The organism is Pseudonocardia sp. TMWB2A (assembly GCF_017312135.1).
The window spans coordinates 4,892,977-4,907,425 of the sequence record NZ_QKQY01000002.1 but is presented as its reverse complement, the minus strand read 5'-3'; the positions used below and the strand labels follow the sequence as shown (position 1 = coordinate 4,907,425).

At 74.4% G+C, this 14,449-nt stretch carries 16 protein-coding genes and 1 pseudogene; 10 read left to right on the top strand and 7 right to left on the bottom strand.

Features of this window, described 5'->3' with window-relative positions; translation table 11 throughout:
• Positions 1-66 precede the first annotated feature (66 nt).
• Positions 67-267: a hypothetical protein gene (locus DMP17_RS37540; protein WP_337831997.1), complete on the top strand. Its 201-nt coding sequence runs from the start codon at positions 67-69 to the stop codon at positions 265-267.
• A gap of 10 nt (positions 268-277) precedes the next feature.
• Here the strand turns inward: DMP17_RS37540 and DMP17_RS37535 are convergent, their stop codons facing one another.
• The 3 genes from DMP17_RS37535 to DMP17_RS37525 are packed head-to-tail and all read right to left on the bottom strand — an operon-like array spanning position 278 to position 1,838.
• The gene (locus tag DMP17_RS37535; RefSeq protein WP_337831996.1) at positions 278-673 is read right to left on the bottom strand and encodes a hypothetical protein; all 396 of its coding nucleotides are present in this window, start codon (positions 671-673) and stop codon (positions 278-280) included.
• Between the two features lie 42 nt (positions 674-715).
• On the bottom strand, positions 716-1,231 hold the full coding sequence (locus tag DMP17_RS37530; protein ID WP_226350657.1) for an isochorismatase family protein: 516 nt from the start codon (positions 1,229-1,231) through the stop codon (positions 716-718).
• Positions 1,232-1,247: 16 nt separating this feature from the next.
• Positions 1,248-1,838 carry an AAA family ATPase gene (locus tag DMP17_RS37525; RefSeq protein WP_226350600.1) on the bottom strand — a complete coding sequence of 197 codons (591 nt, stop codon included), beginning with the start codon at positions 1,836-1,838 and terminating at the stop codon, positions 1,248-1,250.
• 110 nt (positions 1,839-1,948) lie between these two features.
• Here DMP17_RS37525 and DMP17_RS37520 point away from each other — a divergent pair, with 110 nt between their 5' ends.
• From DMP17_RS37520 to DMP17_RS37490, 7 genes are all read left to right on the top strand, one after another.
• A complete protein-coding gene (locus DMP17_RS37520; protein ID WP_226358019.1) occupies positions 1,949-2,986 on the top strand; it encodes a LacI family DNA-binding transcriptional regulator in 1,038 nt (345 codons plus the stop codon).
• A gap of 247 nt (positions 2,987-3,233) precedes the next feature.
• Positions 3,234-4,001, top strand: a complete 768-nt coding sequence (locus tag DMP17_RS37515) for an ATP-binding cassette domain-containing protein (protein ID WP_226350601.1) — start codon at positions 3,234-3,236, stop codon at positions 3,999-4,001.
• An 80-nt stretch (positions 4,002-4,081) separates the two neighbouring features.
• Positions 4,082-5,140: an ABC transporter permease gene (locus tag DMP17_RS37510; protein WP_226350602.1), complete on the top strand. Its 1,059-nt coding sequence runs from the start codon at positions 4,082-4,084 to the stop codon at positions 5,138-5,140.
• A 1-nt stretch (position 5,141) separates the two neighbouring features.
• Positions 5,142-6,137, top strand: coding sequence for an ABC transporter substrate-binding protein (locus tag DMP17_RS37505; protein WP_337831995.1), 996 nt, complete (start codon positions 5,142-5,144; stop codon positions 6,135-6,137).
• A 95-nt stretch (positions 6,138-6,232) separates the two neighbouring features.
• Positions 6,233-6,961 carry an SDR family oxidoreductase gene (locus tag DMP17_RS37500; RefSeq protein WP_226350604.1) on the top strand — a complete coding sequence of 243 codons (729 nt, stop codon included), beginning with the start codon at positions 6,233-6,235 and terminating at the stop codon, positions 6,959-6,961.
• A 119-nt stretch (positions 6,962-7,080) separates the two neighbouring features.
• Positions 7,081-8,517, top strand: a complete 1,437-nt coding sequence (locus DMP17_RS37495; protein ID WP_337831994.1) for an FGGY family carbohydrate kinase — start codon at positions 7,081-7,083, stop codon at positions 8,515-8,517.
• Positions 8,514-9,422 (top strand): tagatose-bisphosphate aldolase, encoded by a 909-nt coding sequence (locus DMP17_RS37490; RefSeq protein WP_337831993.1) that lies wholly within the window; start codon positions 8,514-8,516, stop codon positions 9,420-9,422. The genes DMP17_RS37495 and DMP17_RS37490 overlap by 4 nt, the downstream gene beginning before the upstream one ends.
• Before the next feature lie 42 nt (positions 9,423-9,464).
• Here the strand turns inward: DMP17_RS37490 and DMP17_RS37485 are convergent, their stop codons facing one another.
• Entirely contained in the window at positions 9,465-9,956 is a 492-nt protein-coding gene (locus tag DMP17_RS37485; protein ID WP_337831992.1) for a MarR family winged helix-turn-helix transcriptional regulator, read from the bottom strand.
• 47 nt (positions 9,957-10,003) lie between these two features.
• On the opposite strand from DMP17_RS37485, the gene DMP17_RS37480 reads away from it, so the two are divergent.
• A complete protein-coding gene (locus tag DMP17_RS37480) occupies positions 10,004-10,390 on the top strand; it encodes a DUF5313 family protein (protein WP_337831991.1) in 387 nt (128 codons plus the stop codon).
• Positions 10,391-10,397: 7 nt separating this feature from the next.
• Here DMP17_RS37480 and DMP17_RS37475 read toward each other — a convergent pair whose 3' ends face one another.
• The 3 genes and pseudogenes from DMP17_RS37475 to DMP17_RS37465 all read right to left on the bottom strand — a co-directional run bounded on the left by DMP17_RS37475 (position 10,398) and on the right by DMP17_RS37465 (position 13,342).
• Complete coding sequence (locus DMP17_RS37475; RefSeq protein ID WP_337831990.1) at positions 10,398-11,687, bottom strand: TRAP transporter large permease; 1,290 nt, start codon at positions 11,685-11,687, stop codon at positions 10,398-10,400.
• Positions 11,687-12,034: pseudogene (locus DMP17_RS37470) on the bottom strand (TRAP transporter small permease); the annotation flags it as partial. The pseudogene DMP17_RS37470 and the gene DMP17_RS37475, both read right to left, overlap by 1 nt.
• 231 nt (positions 12,035-12,265) lie before the next feature.
• Entirely contained in the window at positions 12,266-13,342 is a 1,077-nt protein-coding gene (locus DMP17_RS37465) for a TRAP transporter substrate-binding protein (RefSeq protein WP_337831989.1), read from the bottom strand.
• A gap of 274 nt (positions 13,343-13,616) precedes the next feature.
• Here DMP17_RS37465 and DMP17_RS37460 point away from each other — a divergent pair, with 274 nt between their 5' ends.
• Complete coding sequence (locus tag DMP17_RS37460; RefSeq protein ID WP_226358017.1) at positions 13,617-14,438, top strand: HpcH/HpaI aldolase/citrate lyase family protein; 822 nt, start codon at positions 13,617-13,619, stop codon at positions 14,436-14,438.
• Positions 14,439-14,449 lie beyond the last annotated feature (11 nt).

Genomic DNA, 14,449 nt, shown 5'->3' with positions numbered 1-14,449 from the left:
ACTCCTCGGAGTCGGTCGCGTTCGTCGGCGGCACCGGGGGGCATCGACGGCGTCGCCGGTTCCTCGATGGTGTTCGCCGACGGCCCGAACCCGTCCGAGATCTGCCCCGGGGACCCGGTCCACCTGGGCGACTGCGGACACGGCGCGTTCGGCGGCACGGTCGCGGCACCGCCGTTCTTCGCGGCCGTCGACCCGCTGATCGCCGGCCGGGCCGACGCGCCGCTGCCCGACCCCGACCCGGACTACCTGCAGCCCCGCAACGGGTAGCCCCCGCCGGTCAGCGGCGGGGCGCGAGCAGCCGGGCCGCGAGCAGCGCCCCGGCCAGGGCGAGCGGCAGCTCCAGCAGTACGGCCTCGGCCACGGCGAGCGCGGCGCCGGAGGTCCCCGCGGCGGTGGTGACGTCGAACCAGGCGTCGACGACCAGCAGCGCGGCACCGGCCGCCGCGGTCAGCGCCGCCCGCACGTCGCGCGCCCGCAGCAGCGCGGCCGTGGTCAGCGCGGCCACGGCCGTCCCGACGTCGAGGCCGGCCCACACGACGTCCCAGTGTCGTGCGGTCGCCGTCCCCGGCAGCGCCCACCCGGTCACGGCGGCGATGAGCAGCAGCGCCGCGCCGACGACGGCGAGCACGGCGGTGGCGGGGACGGGACGCGGGGCCGCGACGGTGGTGGTCACCCGGCCACGGTCCCGCCGCATCCTGTGCGCGGGCTGTGCGCCCTACCTGAGGAGCTTCTGGACCTCGCGGAAGCGCGGGTGCGCGGCGTCGCGCAGCCACTCGAACAGCACCATCTCCGAGGTGACGATCTCGGCCCCGGCCGCGCGGGCGCGCTGCAGCGCCAGCTGCTCGTCCTCGACGAACCGTGAGCCGACCGCGTCGGCGACGACCACCACCCGGCGGTCGTCGGCGAGCAGCTCCAGCACGGTCTGCAGCACGCAGACGTGCGCCTCCACCCCGGCGACGACGATCTCGCCGCGTCCGGGCGGGAACAGCACGCCGTCGTCGGCGGCGAAGCGGGTCTTGGGCACCACCAGGTGCGGCAGCCCGGCGAGCGGCTCGACGGTCGGGCCCAGCTTCTCCGGGACCTGTTCGGTGGCCAGCACCGGGACCTCGAGCAGGGTCGCGGCCTCGGCGAGCCGGGCGGCCCGGGCGACGACCCGCTCGCCGTCGTGCATCGCGGGGACCAGGCGCTCCTGCAGGTCGACCAGCAGCAGGACCGCGGCGGCGGAGTTCATCAGCACCGGCCCCACGCTACGGCCGCGACGCCGTCCGGACACGGCCGCCCAGCGCCGCCGCCAGCTCCTCGATCCGCACCGGCAGCCCGGTGTCGACCGGCAGGTGCCCGACGGCGGGCGGCCGCAGGTCGAGGCCGTCCAGGTGGGCGTCGAGGTCGGCGAGCTTCGAGGCGTCCCGCGCGGCCCCCCGGCCCCGCAGCCGTTCGCGCAGCACCGCACGGGAGGCGTGCACCCAGACCAGGCGGGGCAGGCCACCGGCCTCGCGCAACCGCCGCTCGGTCGCGGCCCAGGCCGCCGGGTCACGGCGCTCCCGGGTGAAGGGCGCGACCAGGACCGCCGGGGTGCCGCAGGCCAGGCAGTCCTCGGCCAGCGCGAGGAGCGTCTCGTAGCGCGCGTCCCGGGTCGCCTCGGCCAGCACGGCGCCGTCGAGGTCGTCGCTGCCCAGTAGGCCCGCCACGACCGAGACCAGGGGAGCGGTGGCCGTGTCGAGGTCCAGCAGGGACGCCCGCAGGTGCGCGCTCAGCGCTCTGGCCACAGTGGTCTTCCCCGCTCCCGCCGGGCCGGCCAGCACGGCGACCGGCGCGTGGGGTGTGGCGCTGCTTGTCATCGGTGTCATGATGCCCTCGCACGGTGCGCCGCACCAGAGGCGGTGTTCGAGGGGCGGCGGTGGTGGGCCCCGGTCGCGGCCCACGACGACGCGAGGGGGATGCACGGCAGATGGCGACGATGCGTGACGTGGCGCGGCAGGCGGGCGTGAGCGTCAAGACGGTCTCGAGGGTCTTCAACGAGGACCGCCACGTCCTCCCGGAGACCCGCCGCCGGGTGGAGGAGGCCCTCGCCGCCCTCAACTACACCCCGAACATGCTGGCCCGCACGTTCCGCGACGGCCGCTCGCCGGTGATCGGGCTGGCCGTGCCCAGCATCTCCGACCCCTTCTTCGCCGCCATCGCCGACGGGGTCGAGCAGGTCGCCGCCCAGCACGACATGTCCGTCCTGATCACGAGCCTCGGTGCGGAGGGCGCGCGCGAGGAGGGGATCGTCGAGTCGCTGCTGCGCCGCCAGCTGGGGGCCCTGGTGATGGCGCCGACGGCGACCGACCAGGGCTACCTGTCGCGCTGGTCGTCCAAGCTGCCCCTGGTCTTCGTCGACCGCCCGCCCCGCGGGATCGACGCCGACTGCTTCGTCGAGGACGACCTCGGCGGCGCGCGGACGGCGACCGCGCACCTGATCGACCGCGGCCACCGGCGGATCGCCTTCGTGGGCAACTCCGAGGACATCTCGACGACCGCGAACCGGCTGCACGGCTACCGGGCCGCCCTGGAGGAGGCCGGGCTCCCCTTCGAGCGGGACCTGGTCCTGCTCGGGGCGACCACCGCCGCGGGCGCCGGGCGCGCCGCGGCCGCGCTGGCCGCCGCCGACCCCGCTCCCACCGCGGTGTTCTCCTCCGACGCCCAGACCACGATGGTGCTGGTCCCGGCCCTGTCCGGCCGCCGGCTGGCGATCGCGGCGTTCGGTGACTTCCCGATGGCGGCGACGCTCTCGCCGGCGCTCACGGTGGTCGACCAGGACCCGGACGCACTGGGGCGGCTGGCCGCCCAGCGGGTGCTCCACCGGCTCGAGGGCGACGACCGGGAGCCGAGCAGCCTGGTGACCCTGCCGGTGCGCCTCATCGAACGGGCCTCCTGCCGCCCCCCGCACGACCTCGTCGAGCTGTTCCCGTCGACCACCCCGTCCGGCGGGGACGCCCGGTCCTGACCCCGTCCGTTCCGGGGTGGAAGGCGCCGGACGACGCGCCTTGACACCGATGACATGGCCTGGTTTCCTTCTCCCCGGCGCGAGATGACACCGATGTCATCGAGCGGCCACCCGCACGACCGGCACCGCAGCCCCTCGCCCGCTCGCACGGCCTCGAGCCTCTGGTGCCGCCCGGTACGGCGGCACCCGGCACCGCGCGCGCCGCGACGCCGGCAGCACCGCCACGGACGCCACAAAGGAGTGAGAGATGTCAGAGCCGCTGTTGCGGGCCGAGGGGATCACCAAGCAGTACGGCCAGGTCACGGCGCTGCAGGGCGCCGACTTCGACGTCCACGCCGGCGAGGTGGTCGCCCTCATCGGCGACAACGGCGCCGGCAAGTCGACGCTCGTGCGGATGCTGTCGGGCAGCGAGCAGCCCGACGCCGGTCGCATCGAGTTCGAGAACCGTGAGGTCGTGCTGGGCAGCCCCATCGCGGCCCGCGAGCTCGGCATCGAGACCGTCTTCCAGGATCTCGCCCTGGCGCCCCACCTGGACCCGATCCAGAACCTCTACCTCGGGCGCGAGGTCATGCGGAAGGGCCTGCTCGGCAAGCTCGGCTTCATGGACACCGCCGCGATGCGGGAGTCCGGCGAGCGGAACTTCACCAGCCTCGGCTCCACCGTGCGCAGCTTCTCCAGCCCGGTCGGCGCCATGTCCGGCGGCCAGAAGCAGTCCATCGCCGTTGCCCGGGCCGCCGCGTGGGCCAGCAAGGTCATCTTCCTGGACGAGCCGACCGCGGCGCTCGGTGTGGTGCAGACCAAGGGCGTGCTCGACCTCATCCGCCGGGTCCGCGACGAGGGCATCGGCGTCGTGTTCATCAGCCACTCCATGCCGCACGTGCTCGAGGTCTCCGACCGCGTGCAGGTGATGCGCCACGGCCGTCGCGTCGCCGTCTACCGCGGCTCCGGGACGAGCGTCGAGGAGCTCGTCGGCGCCATGACCGGTGCGCTCGACCTGCGTGAGGCGGGGGCATGAGCACCGACACCCACTCCCGGACGGGCGACCGGGGACGACGCCCGGCCGGCCCCACGTCCGCTGCCGCGAAGGAATCTCCCGTGACCACGACCGCCGCCGCGCCGGCCGAGCCCCGCCGCGTCCAGCGCCTGCTGCGCCTGCAGGCCCTGCAGATCGTCCTGATCCTGCTGGTGATCGTCGCGATCTTCGGGACGCTGGCCCCGATCTCGTTCCTGTCCGGCTTCAACATCCGCAGCATCGTCATCAACACCTCGATCCTGGCGGTGCTCGGCGTCGGGATGACCTTCGTGATCATCACCGGCGGGATCGACCTGTCCGTCGGCAGCGTGCTGGTCTTCTCCGGCGTCGTGGCCAGCAAGGTCATGGTCGCCGCCGGGGGCGAGGGGTGGGGGGTGGCCCTGCTCGGCGCGGTGGTCGCCTGCCTGTCCGGCCTGATGTGGGGGCTGGTCAACGGCGTCCTCATCGCCAAGGCCAAGGTGCCCCCGCTCATCGTCACCCTGGGCAGCTTCGGTGCGGCCCTGGGCTTCGCGCAGATCATCACCGGCGGCATCGACCTGCGTGCGGCCCCGGAGGTCCTCGTGGACACCGTCGGCTTCGGCAACGTCGTCGGCCAGGTCCCGACCCTGTCGGTGATCGCGGGACTGGTCGTCGTGCTCGGCATGGTCCTGCTGCACCGGACCCGCTTCGGGCTCCACACCTACGCGATCGGCTCCAACATCGAGGCCGGGCGCCGCACCGGCATCAAGGTCGACCTGCAGACGATCAAGGTCTACGCCTTCGCCGGCCTGCTCGCCGGGTTCGCCGGCATCCTCAACCTGGCCTTCTTCCAGTCCACCACCATCGGTGGGCAGTCGAACACCAACCTCAACGTCATCGCGGGCGTCGTCATCGGCGGCACGAGCCTTTTCGGGGGCCTCGGCACGATCTTCGGCACCGTCATCGGTCTGTTCATCCCCACCACCCTGCAGAGCGGCTTCGTGATCATCGGGGTCCAGCCGTTCTGGCAGCAGGTCGTGGTCGGTGTCGTCCTCGTCGCCGCGGTCTGGCTGGACCAGAAGCGCCGCACGAACGCCCAGTCGGGCAGACCCCGTCAGTCCGTCCTCGCCCGTCTGGGGCGCGGCTCCTCGAAGGGAAACTGAAGTGCGCAGGAACAATGTCGTTCTCTCCGTCGGCCTGGCCGCGGCTCTCGTCGCCTCGCTGAGCGCCTGCGGTGCGGCGGAGGGCAACGCCCCCGCCGGGAGCACCGGCGGGGACGCCAAGAAGATCACCTTCATCCAGGGCGTGGCGGGTGACAACTTCTACATCTCCATGCAGTGCGCCGCCGAGCAGGAGGCCCGCACGCTGGGCGTCTCGCTCGACACCCAGGGCCCGCAGAAGTTCGACCCCACCCTGCAGACGCCGATCCTGTCCTCGGCGATCGCCGCCCGGCCGGACGCGATCATGATCGCGCCCACCGACGTCAGCGCCATGCAGCAGCCGATCGACCAGGCCATCGCCGCCGGCATCAAGGTCGTGCTCGTCGACACCACGCTGAACGACACCGCGAAGGTGTCCTCGCAGATCTCGTCGAACAACCTCGGCGGTGGCGCGGCGGCCTTCGATGCGATCAAGCAGCTGGCCCCCGGCGGCGGCAAGGTCCTGGTGATCGACAACCAGCCCGGCATCAGCACCTCCGACGCGCGGACCGCCGGCTTCGCCGAGGCCGCGAAGAAGGACGCCGCCTACACCGACCTCGGCGTGCAGTACGCCCAGAACGACGTCGCGAAGGCCGCGCAGCTGGTGACCGCCGCACTGCAGAAGGACCCCGACATCGTCGGCGTCTTCGCGACCAACCTGTTCGGCGCCGAGGGGGCCGCCACCGGCGTCCGCCAGGCGGGCAAGCAGGGCGCGGTCAAGATCGTCGGGTTCGACGCCGGACCGGACCAGGTCAAGGCGCTGCAGGAGGGCACGATCCAGGCGCTCATCGCCCAGCAGCCGGGAACCATCGGCACCGACGGCGTGCAGCAGGCGGTCGACGCGATCGAGGGCAAGCCGACCGAGGCGAAGATCCAGACCGACTTCACGATCATCACCGCGCAGAACCTCGACTCGCCCGCCAGCCAGGCGGCCGTCTACAAGTCGGACTGCTCCGGCTGACCCGCCTCCCTCCGCGGGCCCGGAGTCCTCGGGCCCGCGGAGGGGCTCCATCCCCGCCCGTCCGGGCCGACGCCACCCGAGAGGAACCCACCACCATGTCCGACGTCGACGGCCGCACCGTCCTGGTCACCGGAGCCGCCGGCGGGATCGGGGGAGCCACCGTGCGCCGGCTGGTCGCCGCCGGTGCCGACGTCGTCGCCGCCGGCCGCGACGAGGCGGGCCTGGCCGACATCGTCGCCGCGACCGGTGCCCGCCCGCTGGCCTTCGACCTCGAGTCCGAGGACGAGGTCCGGGGGGCACTGGAGGAGCTGGACCTCTGGGGGGTGGTCAACTGCGGCGGCGTCGGCGGGGAGATCGCGACGCCCCTGGACACCGACATCGCGGTCTTCGACAAGGTCATCAGCGTCAACGCGCGGGGCGCGCTGCTGGTCACCAAGTACGCCGCGCGGTCGATGGTCCGCCTCGGGCGGGGCGGCTCCATCGTCAACGTCTCCAGCCAGGCGAGCCTCGTGGCACTGCCCGGGCACGTCTCCTACGGTTCGTCCAAGGCGGCGCTGGACAACATCACCCGTGTGTCGGCCCTGGAGCTGGGCCGGTACGGGATCCGGGTCAACAGCGTGAACCCGACCGTCGTCATGACGCCGATGTCGGCCTGGTACTGGGGCCGCGAGGACGTCGGGCCCCCGTTCCTCGAGGCCATGCCGCTGCACCGCTGGGCCACCGAGGACGAGATCGCCGCGCCCATCGTCTTCCTGCTCGGCGACGGCGCCTCGATGATCACCGGCGTGTCGCTCCCGGTCGACGGCGGCTACAGCTGCCGCTGAGCGACCGGTACCCCCTCCCGACCGTGGGAGGCCGGTGATGCCGCAGTGGCGTGCATGACACCGATGACATGACCGTGAGCACCGCTCAGCACCACCGATACGTCCAGGAGGGAACGGGCATGGCGAACGGCATGCACATCGGGCTCGACGTCGGCTCGACCCAGACCAAGGCCGTGGCCTACGACGACCGGGGCACCGCACTGGGCCGGTACAGCGCCGACACCCCGTGGCGCGTGTCGCGGACCGGGGAGAGTGAGACGACCGGCGCGGCCCTGGTGGACCGGGTGCTCGCCGTGCTCCACGGCCTGCTCGCCGGGCTGCCGCCCGAACGGGGGCCGGTGCTGTCCCTCGGCGTCACGGGCATGGCCGAGAGCGGCGTCCTGCTCGACGGCACCGGGGCGGAGGCGGCACCCGTCGTCGCCTGGTACGACCCCCGCGGCGGCGCGCAGATGGCCGCGCTGCCGGCGCCGGTCCGGGAGGCGTTCACCGCCGCCACCGGGCTGCGCGCCGACGCCCAGCCCAGCGCCGCCTCCCTGGCCTGGGGGCTCGGGCACGGGTGGCGCGTCACGCCGTCGTCGACCTGGCTGAGCGTGCCGGAGCACGTGGTCGCCGCCCTGGGCGGCGAGCGTGTGGCCGAGCCGTCGCTGGCCTCGCGGACCGGGCTGCTCGACACCGCCCGGCTCGCACCCGCCGACCACGTCGCCGACGCGCTGGGCCTGCCCCCCACACTGCTGCCCCCGCTGCGCCCCGCCGGCACCGGCGCCGGGCGGATCACCCGGACCGACGTCGACGCCCGGCTGCGCGGCGCGGTGCTCACCGTCGCCGGGCACGACCACCCCGTCGCGGCCCTCGGGGCCGGCGCCACCGACCCGGAGCACCTGTTCAACGGGGCGGGCACCGCGGACGTCCTGCTGCGCTCGGCGGCCACCCCGGTCTCCCCGGCCGACCGCGCCCGGCTCGCGGACGCGGGCGTGTCGGTGGGTGCGCACGTGGTCGACGGGCTCAGCGCCGTGCTCTGCGGTGTCAGCGCCGGGGTCATCCTGCGCCGCATCCTGTCGCTGGCCGGCGCCACCGAGGGCGACCGCCGCGACGCCGTCGACGCCGCCGCCGCGCGGGTGCCCCGCCCCGTCCCGGGCGTCACGGTGCGGGCGGGCGGCCGCGGCAGCGACGACGTGCAGATCGTCCTGACCCGGGAGGCGGACCCCGCCGAGCTCCTGGCCGCCGCCCTGCACCACGTCGGAGAACGGACCTCGGCCCTGCTGGACCTCGTCACCTCGGCCGTCGGACCGCACGTCTCGGCGCTCTGTGTCGGCGGCTGGACGCGGATGGCCAGCGTGCGCGCCCTCAAGCACGACGTACTGCCGCGTCTGGAGTTCTCCTCCGTCGCGCTGCCCGGGTGCCGCGGTGCGGCGGCGCTCGGTGCGCTGGCCGCCACCGGCGCCACCGACCAGACCGGCCTCGCGGCCGTGCTGGCCGACTGGGGCCCGCCGCGCGCCGTCGGCGTCGGCGCGACCCCGTCCCACGAACCCGCCCACCCAGGAGAAGGATCACCGTGAACGAGCTGACGACCCTCGAGAAGCGCGCGATGGCGCGCATCAGCACCGCCGACGGCCACATGCTCATCGTCGCCGCCGACCAGCGCAACAGCATGAAGGCCGTCATGCAGGACGCCCCCGACGGCCCGGAGTCCATCAGCCGCGAGGAGCTCGCGCAGGCCAAGGGCGACCTCGTCCGCCACCTCGCGAGCCACGGCCCGGCCATCCTGCTCGACCCCGAGGTGGCGCTGCCGCAGCTCGTCGACGACGGCACGCTCGACGCCTCGGGCACCGCGCTCGTCGTCGGGATGGACGCCTCGGGCTACGAGACCGTCGACGGCCTGCGCCACACCCGGTTCAGCGCGGGCGTGACCCCGCGGACCGTGCGCGACCTGGGCGGCGACGCCGCGAAGATGCTCTGGTACCTGCGCCCCGACCGGCAGGGCTCCGACTCCGACGTGGTCCGCGGGATCCGCGAGCTGGTCGAGGCCTGCACCGCCGAGGGCGTCCTGCTGATCGTCGAGATCCTGCTCTACCGGCTGGAGGGGGAGACCGACGAGCAGTACGCCGAGCGCTTCCCGCAGCTCGTCGCCGACGCCGCCCGACTCTCGGTCGAGGCCGGCGCCAAGGTCCTCAAGCTGCCCTACCCCGGCTCGGCGGAGGCCTGCGCCGCGGTCACCGAGGCCGCGGCGGGCGTCCCGTGGGCCGTCCTGTCGGCCGGTGTCGACCACAGCACCTTCATCGGGCAGGTCCGCACCGCGGTGGCCCACGGCGCCAGTGGCGCGATGGCCGGACGGTCGTTGTGGAAGGACGCCCTCTCGGTCGCCTCCGCGGTGCGCGAGGACCTGCTGACCCACCGGGCGCTGCCGCGCCTGCGCGAGCTGCGGGCGGCCGTCGACCGGGCCGACGCCACCGTCGGCGCCTGAGCTCCTGCTCCCGGACCGGACCGGTCCGGGAGCAGGCCGGGCTCAGCTCCGCGACGCGTCGATCACCCGGTCCAGCACCGCCCGCAGCTCCTCCAGCTCGGGCAGCGGCATCCCGAGCCGCTCCACGATCGCCGGCGGGATCGACTCGGCCCGCGCCCGCAGCGCCCGGCCGGCGCCGGTCAGGGAGACCGCCATCGTCCGCTCGTCGCCGGGGACCCGGCGGCGGTCGACCAGGCCGGCCGCCTCCAGCCGCTTGAGCAGCGGCGACAGCGTGCCCGGGTCGAGGGCGAGCGCGCGGGCCAGCTCACCCAGCGAGCGGGGGGAGTCCTCCCACAGCGCGAGCATCACCAGGTACTGCGGGTGGGTCAGGCCCATCGGCTCGAGCAGCGGCCGGTAGAGCGCGATGACGTTGCGGGCCGCGACGGCGAGGGCGAAGCAGACCTGCCGGTCGAGCCGCAGCAGGTCCCCACCCGGGGCGCCGGCGGCCGCGTCACCGTCACCCGTGTCACCGTCCCCCGGGGCTGCGCTCGACATGGTGGCCATCGTACATTGTTGGTGCACCAAGAATTGGGGGACCAACAGTGGACGAGCGGCCGAACCCGTTGCGGTGGCTGGCCTACGCCTACGGCGCCGGGCTGCCCGCCCGGCACCGCGGCTGGGTGCTGCACGACGTCACGACCCGGACCTGGCAGCTGCGTCACCTCGTCCGCACCACCGTCCAGCTGCTGCCGGTCGGGGTGCTGCTGTTCCTGCTCATCCCGGGCCCCGTGTACGTCCGGGCGCTGTCGGTGCTGGCCGGGGCGATCCTCGGCTACTTCTACTCGGTGGCCTACATGTACGAGTCCGCCGAGCACCGCGTCGCGAAGGCCGGGTACCCCGTGGGGCACGCGGCCGCCGTGCGGGAGCAGGCCGACGCGGGGCAGCGGGACGCGGCCCGGGAGCGCTACGAGCGGCGCTGGCGCGGCTGAACCCGGCTCACCCGCCCATCGTCTCGGGCAGCCACAGCACCACACCGGGCAGCGCGGCGAGCACGGCCACGAGCACGAGCAGCGCCGCCACGTAGGGCAGGACCCCGACGAAGATCTCCTCGGCCGGGCGTCCGGTCGCCTTCGACACGATGAACACGTTCATCCCCAGCGGCGGGGTGACCAGGCCGATCTCGGCCAGCAGGATGACCATCACCCCGAACCAGATCGGGTCGTAGCCCAGCTGCTCGACCACCGGCAGCACGACCGGGACGGTGAGCGCGAGGATCGCGAGCTGGTCGAGGAACGCCCCGAGCACGAGGTAGACCAGCGCGATCAGGGCGAAGATCGCCAGCGGCGGCGCGGCGACGCCGGCGATCGCGTCGACGAGGGTCCCGGTGATCCGGGTCAGCGTCATGAAGTAGCCGAACAGGTACGCCGAGGCGATGATCAGCAGGATCATCGCGGTCGAGGTGAGGGTCTCGACGAGCGCGTCGCGGATCCGGGCGAGGTCGAGCCGCCGCCGGGCCAGCCCGATGACCAGCGCACCGGCGACACCGAGGCCCGCCGACTCGGTCGGCGTCGTCAGCCCCAGGTAGATCGAGCCGACGACCAGCAGGAACAGCAGCGCGACGGGGCCGAGGACGGGGACCGTCCGCAGCTTCTCGGCCAGGCTGTACCGGCGGCCGGCCGGCGCCAGCGCGGGCTTGCGGTGCACCAGGAACAGCGTCGTGACGATGATCGTCACCGTGACGAGCAGCCCGGGCACCAGGCCCGCGACGAGCATCTGGCCCACGCTGACCTCGGCCAGGATCGCGTAGAACACCAGGATGATGCTGGGCGGCACCATGGCGGCGAGCGTGCCGACGACGGCGACCAGGCCGTTCGCGAGCCGGCCGTCGTAGCGTTCGCGCTCCATCTCCGGGATGGTCGTCGAGGCCAGGGCGGCCGCGGCCGCGGTGCTCGACCCGGAGACCGCGGCGAAGGTGGCGCCGGTCGTCGTCGTGGCGACGCCCAGACCCGCCGGGACCCGTCCGACCCACACCCGGGCCGCGGCGAACAGCTCGGTCGTGACCCCGCTCTTGAGCACCAGCTGGGCCATGAGGATGAACAGCGGGATCGCCGCGAGGGTGTAGGTCGAGACCGCCGCGTACGGGGTGGTCTCCAGGAAGCCGACGGCGGCGGACGGGCCGCCGTGGGCGAGCAGCCCGACGACGGCGCTCACCCCGATCGCGACACCGACCGGTACCCGGGCCAGCAGCAGGACGAACAGCAGGACGAGGACTCCGGCGAGCACCATCAGGCGATCTCCTCCGCGGCCGAGGTGAGGGGGGTGGCGGGGGCGGCGGGCGCGGGGCCGCGCAGGTCGTGGACCAGCGTGTGCAGGCACCGGAGCACCGCGAGCCCCGCGCCGATCGGCACCAGCACCGCCGAGGTCCACACCGGCCACGACAGCTCCGATGCCCCGGCCAGCGGGACGTCGCCGTGGCGGAGCGCGCCCGCGGTCAGTAGCAGCCCGCCGTAGCCGACCAGCGCCAGGAACCCGGCGGTCAGGGCCGACCCGGTGACCGCCAGCACGCGTCGTCCGGCCGGTCCCAGGCGCTTGTGGACGAGGTCGATCCGGACGTGGGGCGCCCTCGCGGACCGTGTAGGACAGCCCGAGGAAGAACAGTCCCACCAGCGCGTAGTCGCCGACGAAGCCCACCGACCAGGACAGCGGAGCCCCCACCAGGTAGCGCAGGGCCACGTCGATCACGATCAGCGCGACCGTGACGACGACGCCGGTGAGGCCGACGGCGGCCGCCGCGTCCTCGACCGTGCGTAGTACGCGGTCCACCGGGTCCGGCCGGGTCGTGCCCGCGTTCGTCGTGCCCGCGTTCATCGTGCGGCCTCCGGGGTCTCGTCGCGGGCCCGGTCGAGCGCCGCCTCCATCTCCTCCAGCGCGGCGCGGCCGGGTCGCCCGCGGGCCTCCATGTCCGCGGCCCAGTCGGCGCGCACCGAGGCGACCGCGTCCTGCCAGCGCTGCTGCTGGGCGGCGGTCAGCGCGGTGAAGGTCATGCCCCCGTCCTCGAGGGTCGACCGGGCCTGCGCCGTCTGCTCGCCCATCACCGCGCAGAGGTGGCGGGAGGTCTCCTCGCCGGCCCGGGTCATGGCGTCGCGGTGGGCCTCGGGCAGCTCCTGCCACAGCGCCTCGGAGATGGCGAAGGTGAGGGTGAAACCGCCGAGCGGGGCGCCCTCGGTGGCGTGCGAGGCGACCTCGTCGAGGCGGAAGGGGACCGCGCTCATCGGCGGGAGGGTCATCGCGTCGACGGTGCCGCGGGACATCGCCTCGTAGACTTCGGGTCCGGCGATGGAGACCGGGGTGGCGCCCAGGGTGCGCAGCGTCTGGTCGACGACACCGCCGGGGGAGCGGGTGAGCAGGCCGGGGAGCTGCGCCGGGTCGGTCACCGGGCCGTTGGTGAACAGCTCGTACTGCGGGACGACGCCGACGAACAGCGTCCGCAGCCCGCGGGGCGCGAACTCCTCGCGGTGCAGCAGCCCGCCCTCCCGGGTGAGCTCGCCGACCGCGCGGGCGGTGGTGCACGAGTCCGCGCTGAGGCCCGGCAGGTCGCCGACGTTGGACAGGGGGAGCTTGTCGGACAGGTAGGGCGGCGACACGACGCCGACGTCCACGGCGCGGCTCGCGACGAGCTTGACGTAGTCGGTGGACTTGCCCAGCTGCTCGGACGGGTAGTACTCGACGTCCAGGGCGCCGCCGGTGAGCTCGCGGACCCGGTCGGTGAAGTGGACGATCCCGTCCCGGGACGCGGGGTGGGTCACCGGGTAGGAGTCGGCGACCACGAGGGTCCGGACCCCGTCCGGCGGTGCCTCCCGTGCGGGTGTGCAGGCGGTCAGCAGCGCGACCGCGGCGACGAGGCAGGTCGTCAGCCCGGCTCCCTTGCCCAGCGTCCTCATCGGTTCCTCTCGGCGTCGTCCCGGGCGGACCGCGCGGGAACGGCGCCGCGCCGCGCTCGCGGGGGCGGGCGCGGCCACGACACCGGCCGGGCGTCGGCGACCGGTCGGGGTGGCACGGTCCGGGGGCGGACCGTGTGGGGCGTCACAGGGAGCGTCGCACGGCGCCGACCGCGGTTTCAAGGAATCATCAGATGTTTTCCCGACGACACCTCAGAGCGCTCGATGCGCGGAGTTCGGCGTTGACAGTTAAACATCAGACATTAACCATGGACAGATGCTCGCCATCGATGCCGCGACCACCTTCCTCTTCGTCCCCGGCTCCCGCCCGGACCGCTACGACAAGGCGGTCGCCAGCGGTGCCGACGTCGTGATCGTCGATCTCGAGGACGCCGTCGCGCCCGAGGGCAAGACCGCCGCGCGGGAGCAGGTCCGGGAGTGGCTGGCCGCCGGCGGCCGGGCCGCGGTGCGGGTGAACGGCACCGGCACGCCCTGGTTCGACGACGACGTCGCCGTGGTCGCCGCGCTCGGCTGCCCGGTGGTGCTGCCCAAGGCCGAGAGCGGTGCGGAGCTCGTCGCGCTGGCCGAGCGGCTGCCCGCGGGCACCCCGCTCGTTCCCGTCGTCGAGACCGCGCTCGGGGTCCGCCGGGCCGAGGAGATCTGCGCCGCCCCCGGCGTCGTGCGTCCCGCCTTCGGCAGTGTCGACCTCGCGGTGGACATCGGCGTCGACCACCTCGACGACGTCGCACTGCGCCACACCCGCTGCGAGCTCGTCCTGGCCGCCCGCGCCGCCGGGGTCACGGCACCGGTCGACGGGGTCACGACCGCCGTCCGCGACGACGCCCGGCTGGCCGCCGACAGCGCCGCGGCGCTCGCCCTCGGCCTCACCGCGAAGCTGTGCATCCATCCCGCCCAGGTCGCCGGCGTCGCCGCGGCCTTCCGCCCCTCGGCGGAGGAGCTGGCCTGGGCGGACCGGGTCGTGGCGGCCGCGGAGACCGGCGCCGTCGCCGTGCTGGACGGGGCGCTGGTCGACAAGCCGGTCGTCGACCGCGCGGTCGCGCTGCTGCACCGGGCCGGGCGGCCGGTCCCGGTGCGCTGACCCGGGTGCGC

Coding starts and splice junctions, on each gene's coding strand:
- DMP17_RS37465 (WP_337831989.1), bottom strand. CDS start 13,342: ATGAGGACGCTGGGCAAGGGAGCCGGGCTGACGACCTGCCTCGTCGCC.
- DMP17_RS37500 (WP_226350604.1), top strand. CDS start 6,233: ATGTCCGACGTCGACGGCCGCACCGTCCTGGTCACCGGAGCCGCCGGC.
- DMP17_RS37475 (WP_337831990.1), bottom strand. CDS start 11,687: ATGGTGCTCGCCGGAGTCCTCGTCCTGCTGTTCGTCCTGCTGCTGGCC.
- DMP17_RS37525 (WP_226350600.1), bottom strand. CDS start 1,838: ATGACAAGCAGCGCCACACCCCACGCGCCGGTCGCCGTGCTGGCCGGC.
- DMP17_RS37520 (WP_226358019.1), top strand. CDS start 1,949: ATGGCGACGATGCGTGACGTGGCGCGGCAGGCGGGCGTGAGCGTCAAG.
- DMP17_RS37540 (WP_337831997.1), top strand. CDS start 67: ATGGTGTTCGCCGACGGCCCGAACCCGTCCGAGATCTGCCCCGGGGAC.
- DMP17_RS37485 (WP_337831992.1), bottom strand. CDS start 9,956: ATGTCGAGCGCAGCCCCGGGGGACGGTGACACGGGTGACGGTGACGCG.
- DMP17_RS37530 (WP_226350657.1), bottom strand. CDS start 1,231: ATGAACTCCGCCGCCGCGGTCCTGCTGCTGGTCGACCTGCAGGAGCGC.
- DMP17_RS37495 (WP_337831994.1), top strand. CDS start 7,081: ATGGCGAACGGCATGCACATCGGGCTCGACGTCGGCTCGACCCAGACC.
- DMP17_RS37515 (WP_226350601.1), top strand. CDS start 3,234: ATGTCAGAGCCGCTGTTGCGGGCCGAGGGGATCACCAAGCAGTACGGC.
- DMP17_RS37460 (WP_226358017.1), top strand. CDS start 13,617: ATGCTCGCCATCGATGCCGCGACCACCTTCCTCTTCGTCCCCGGCTCC.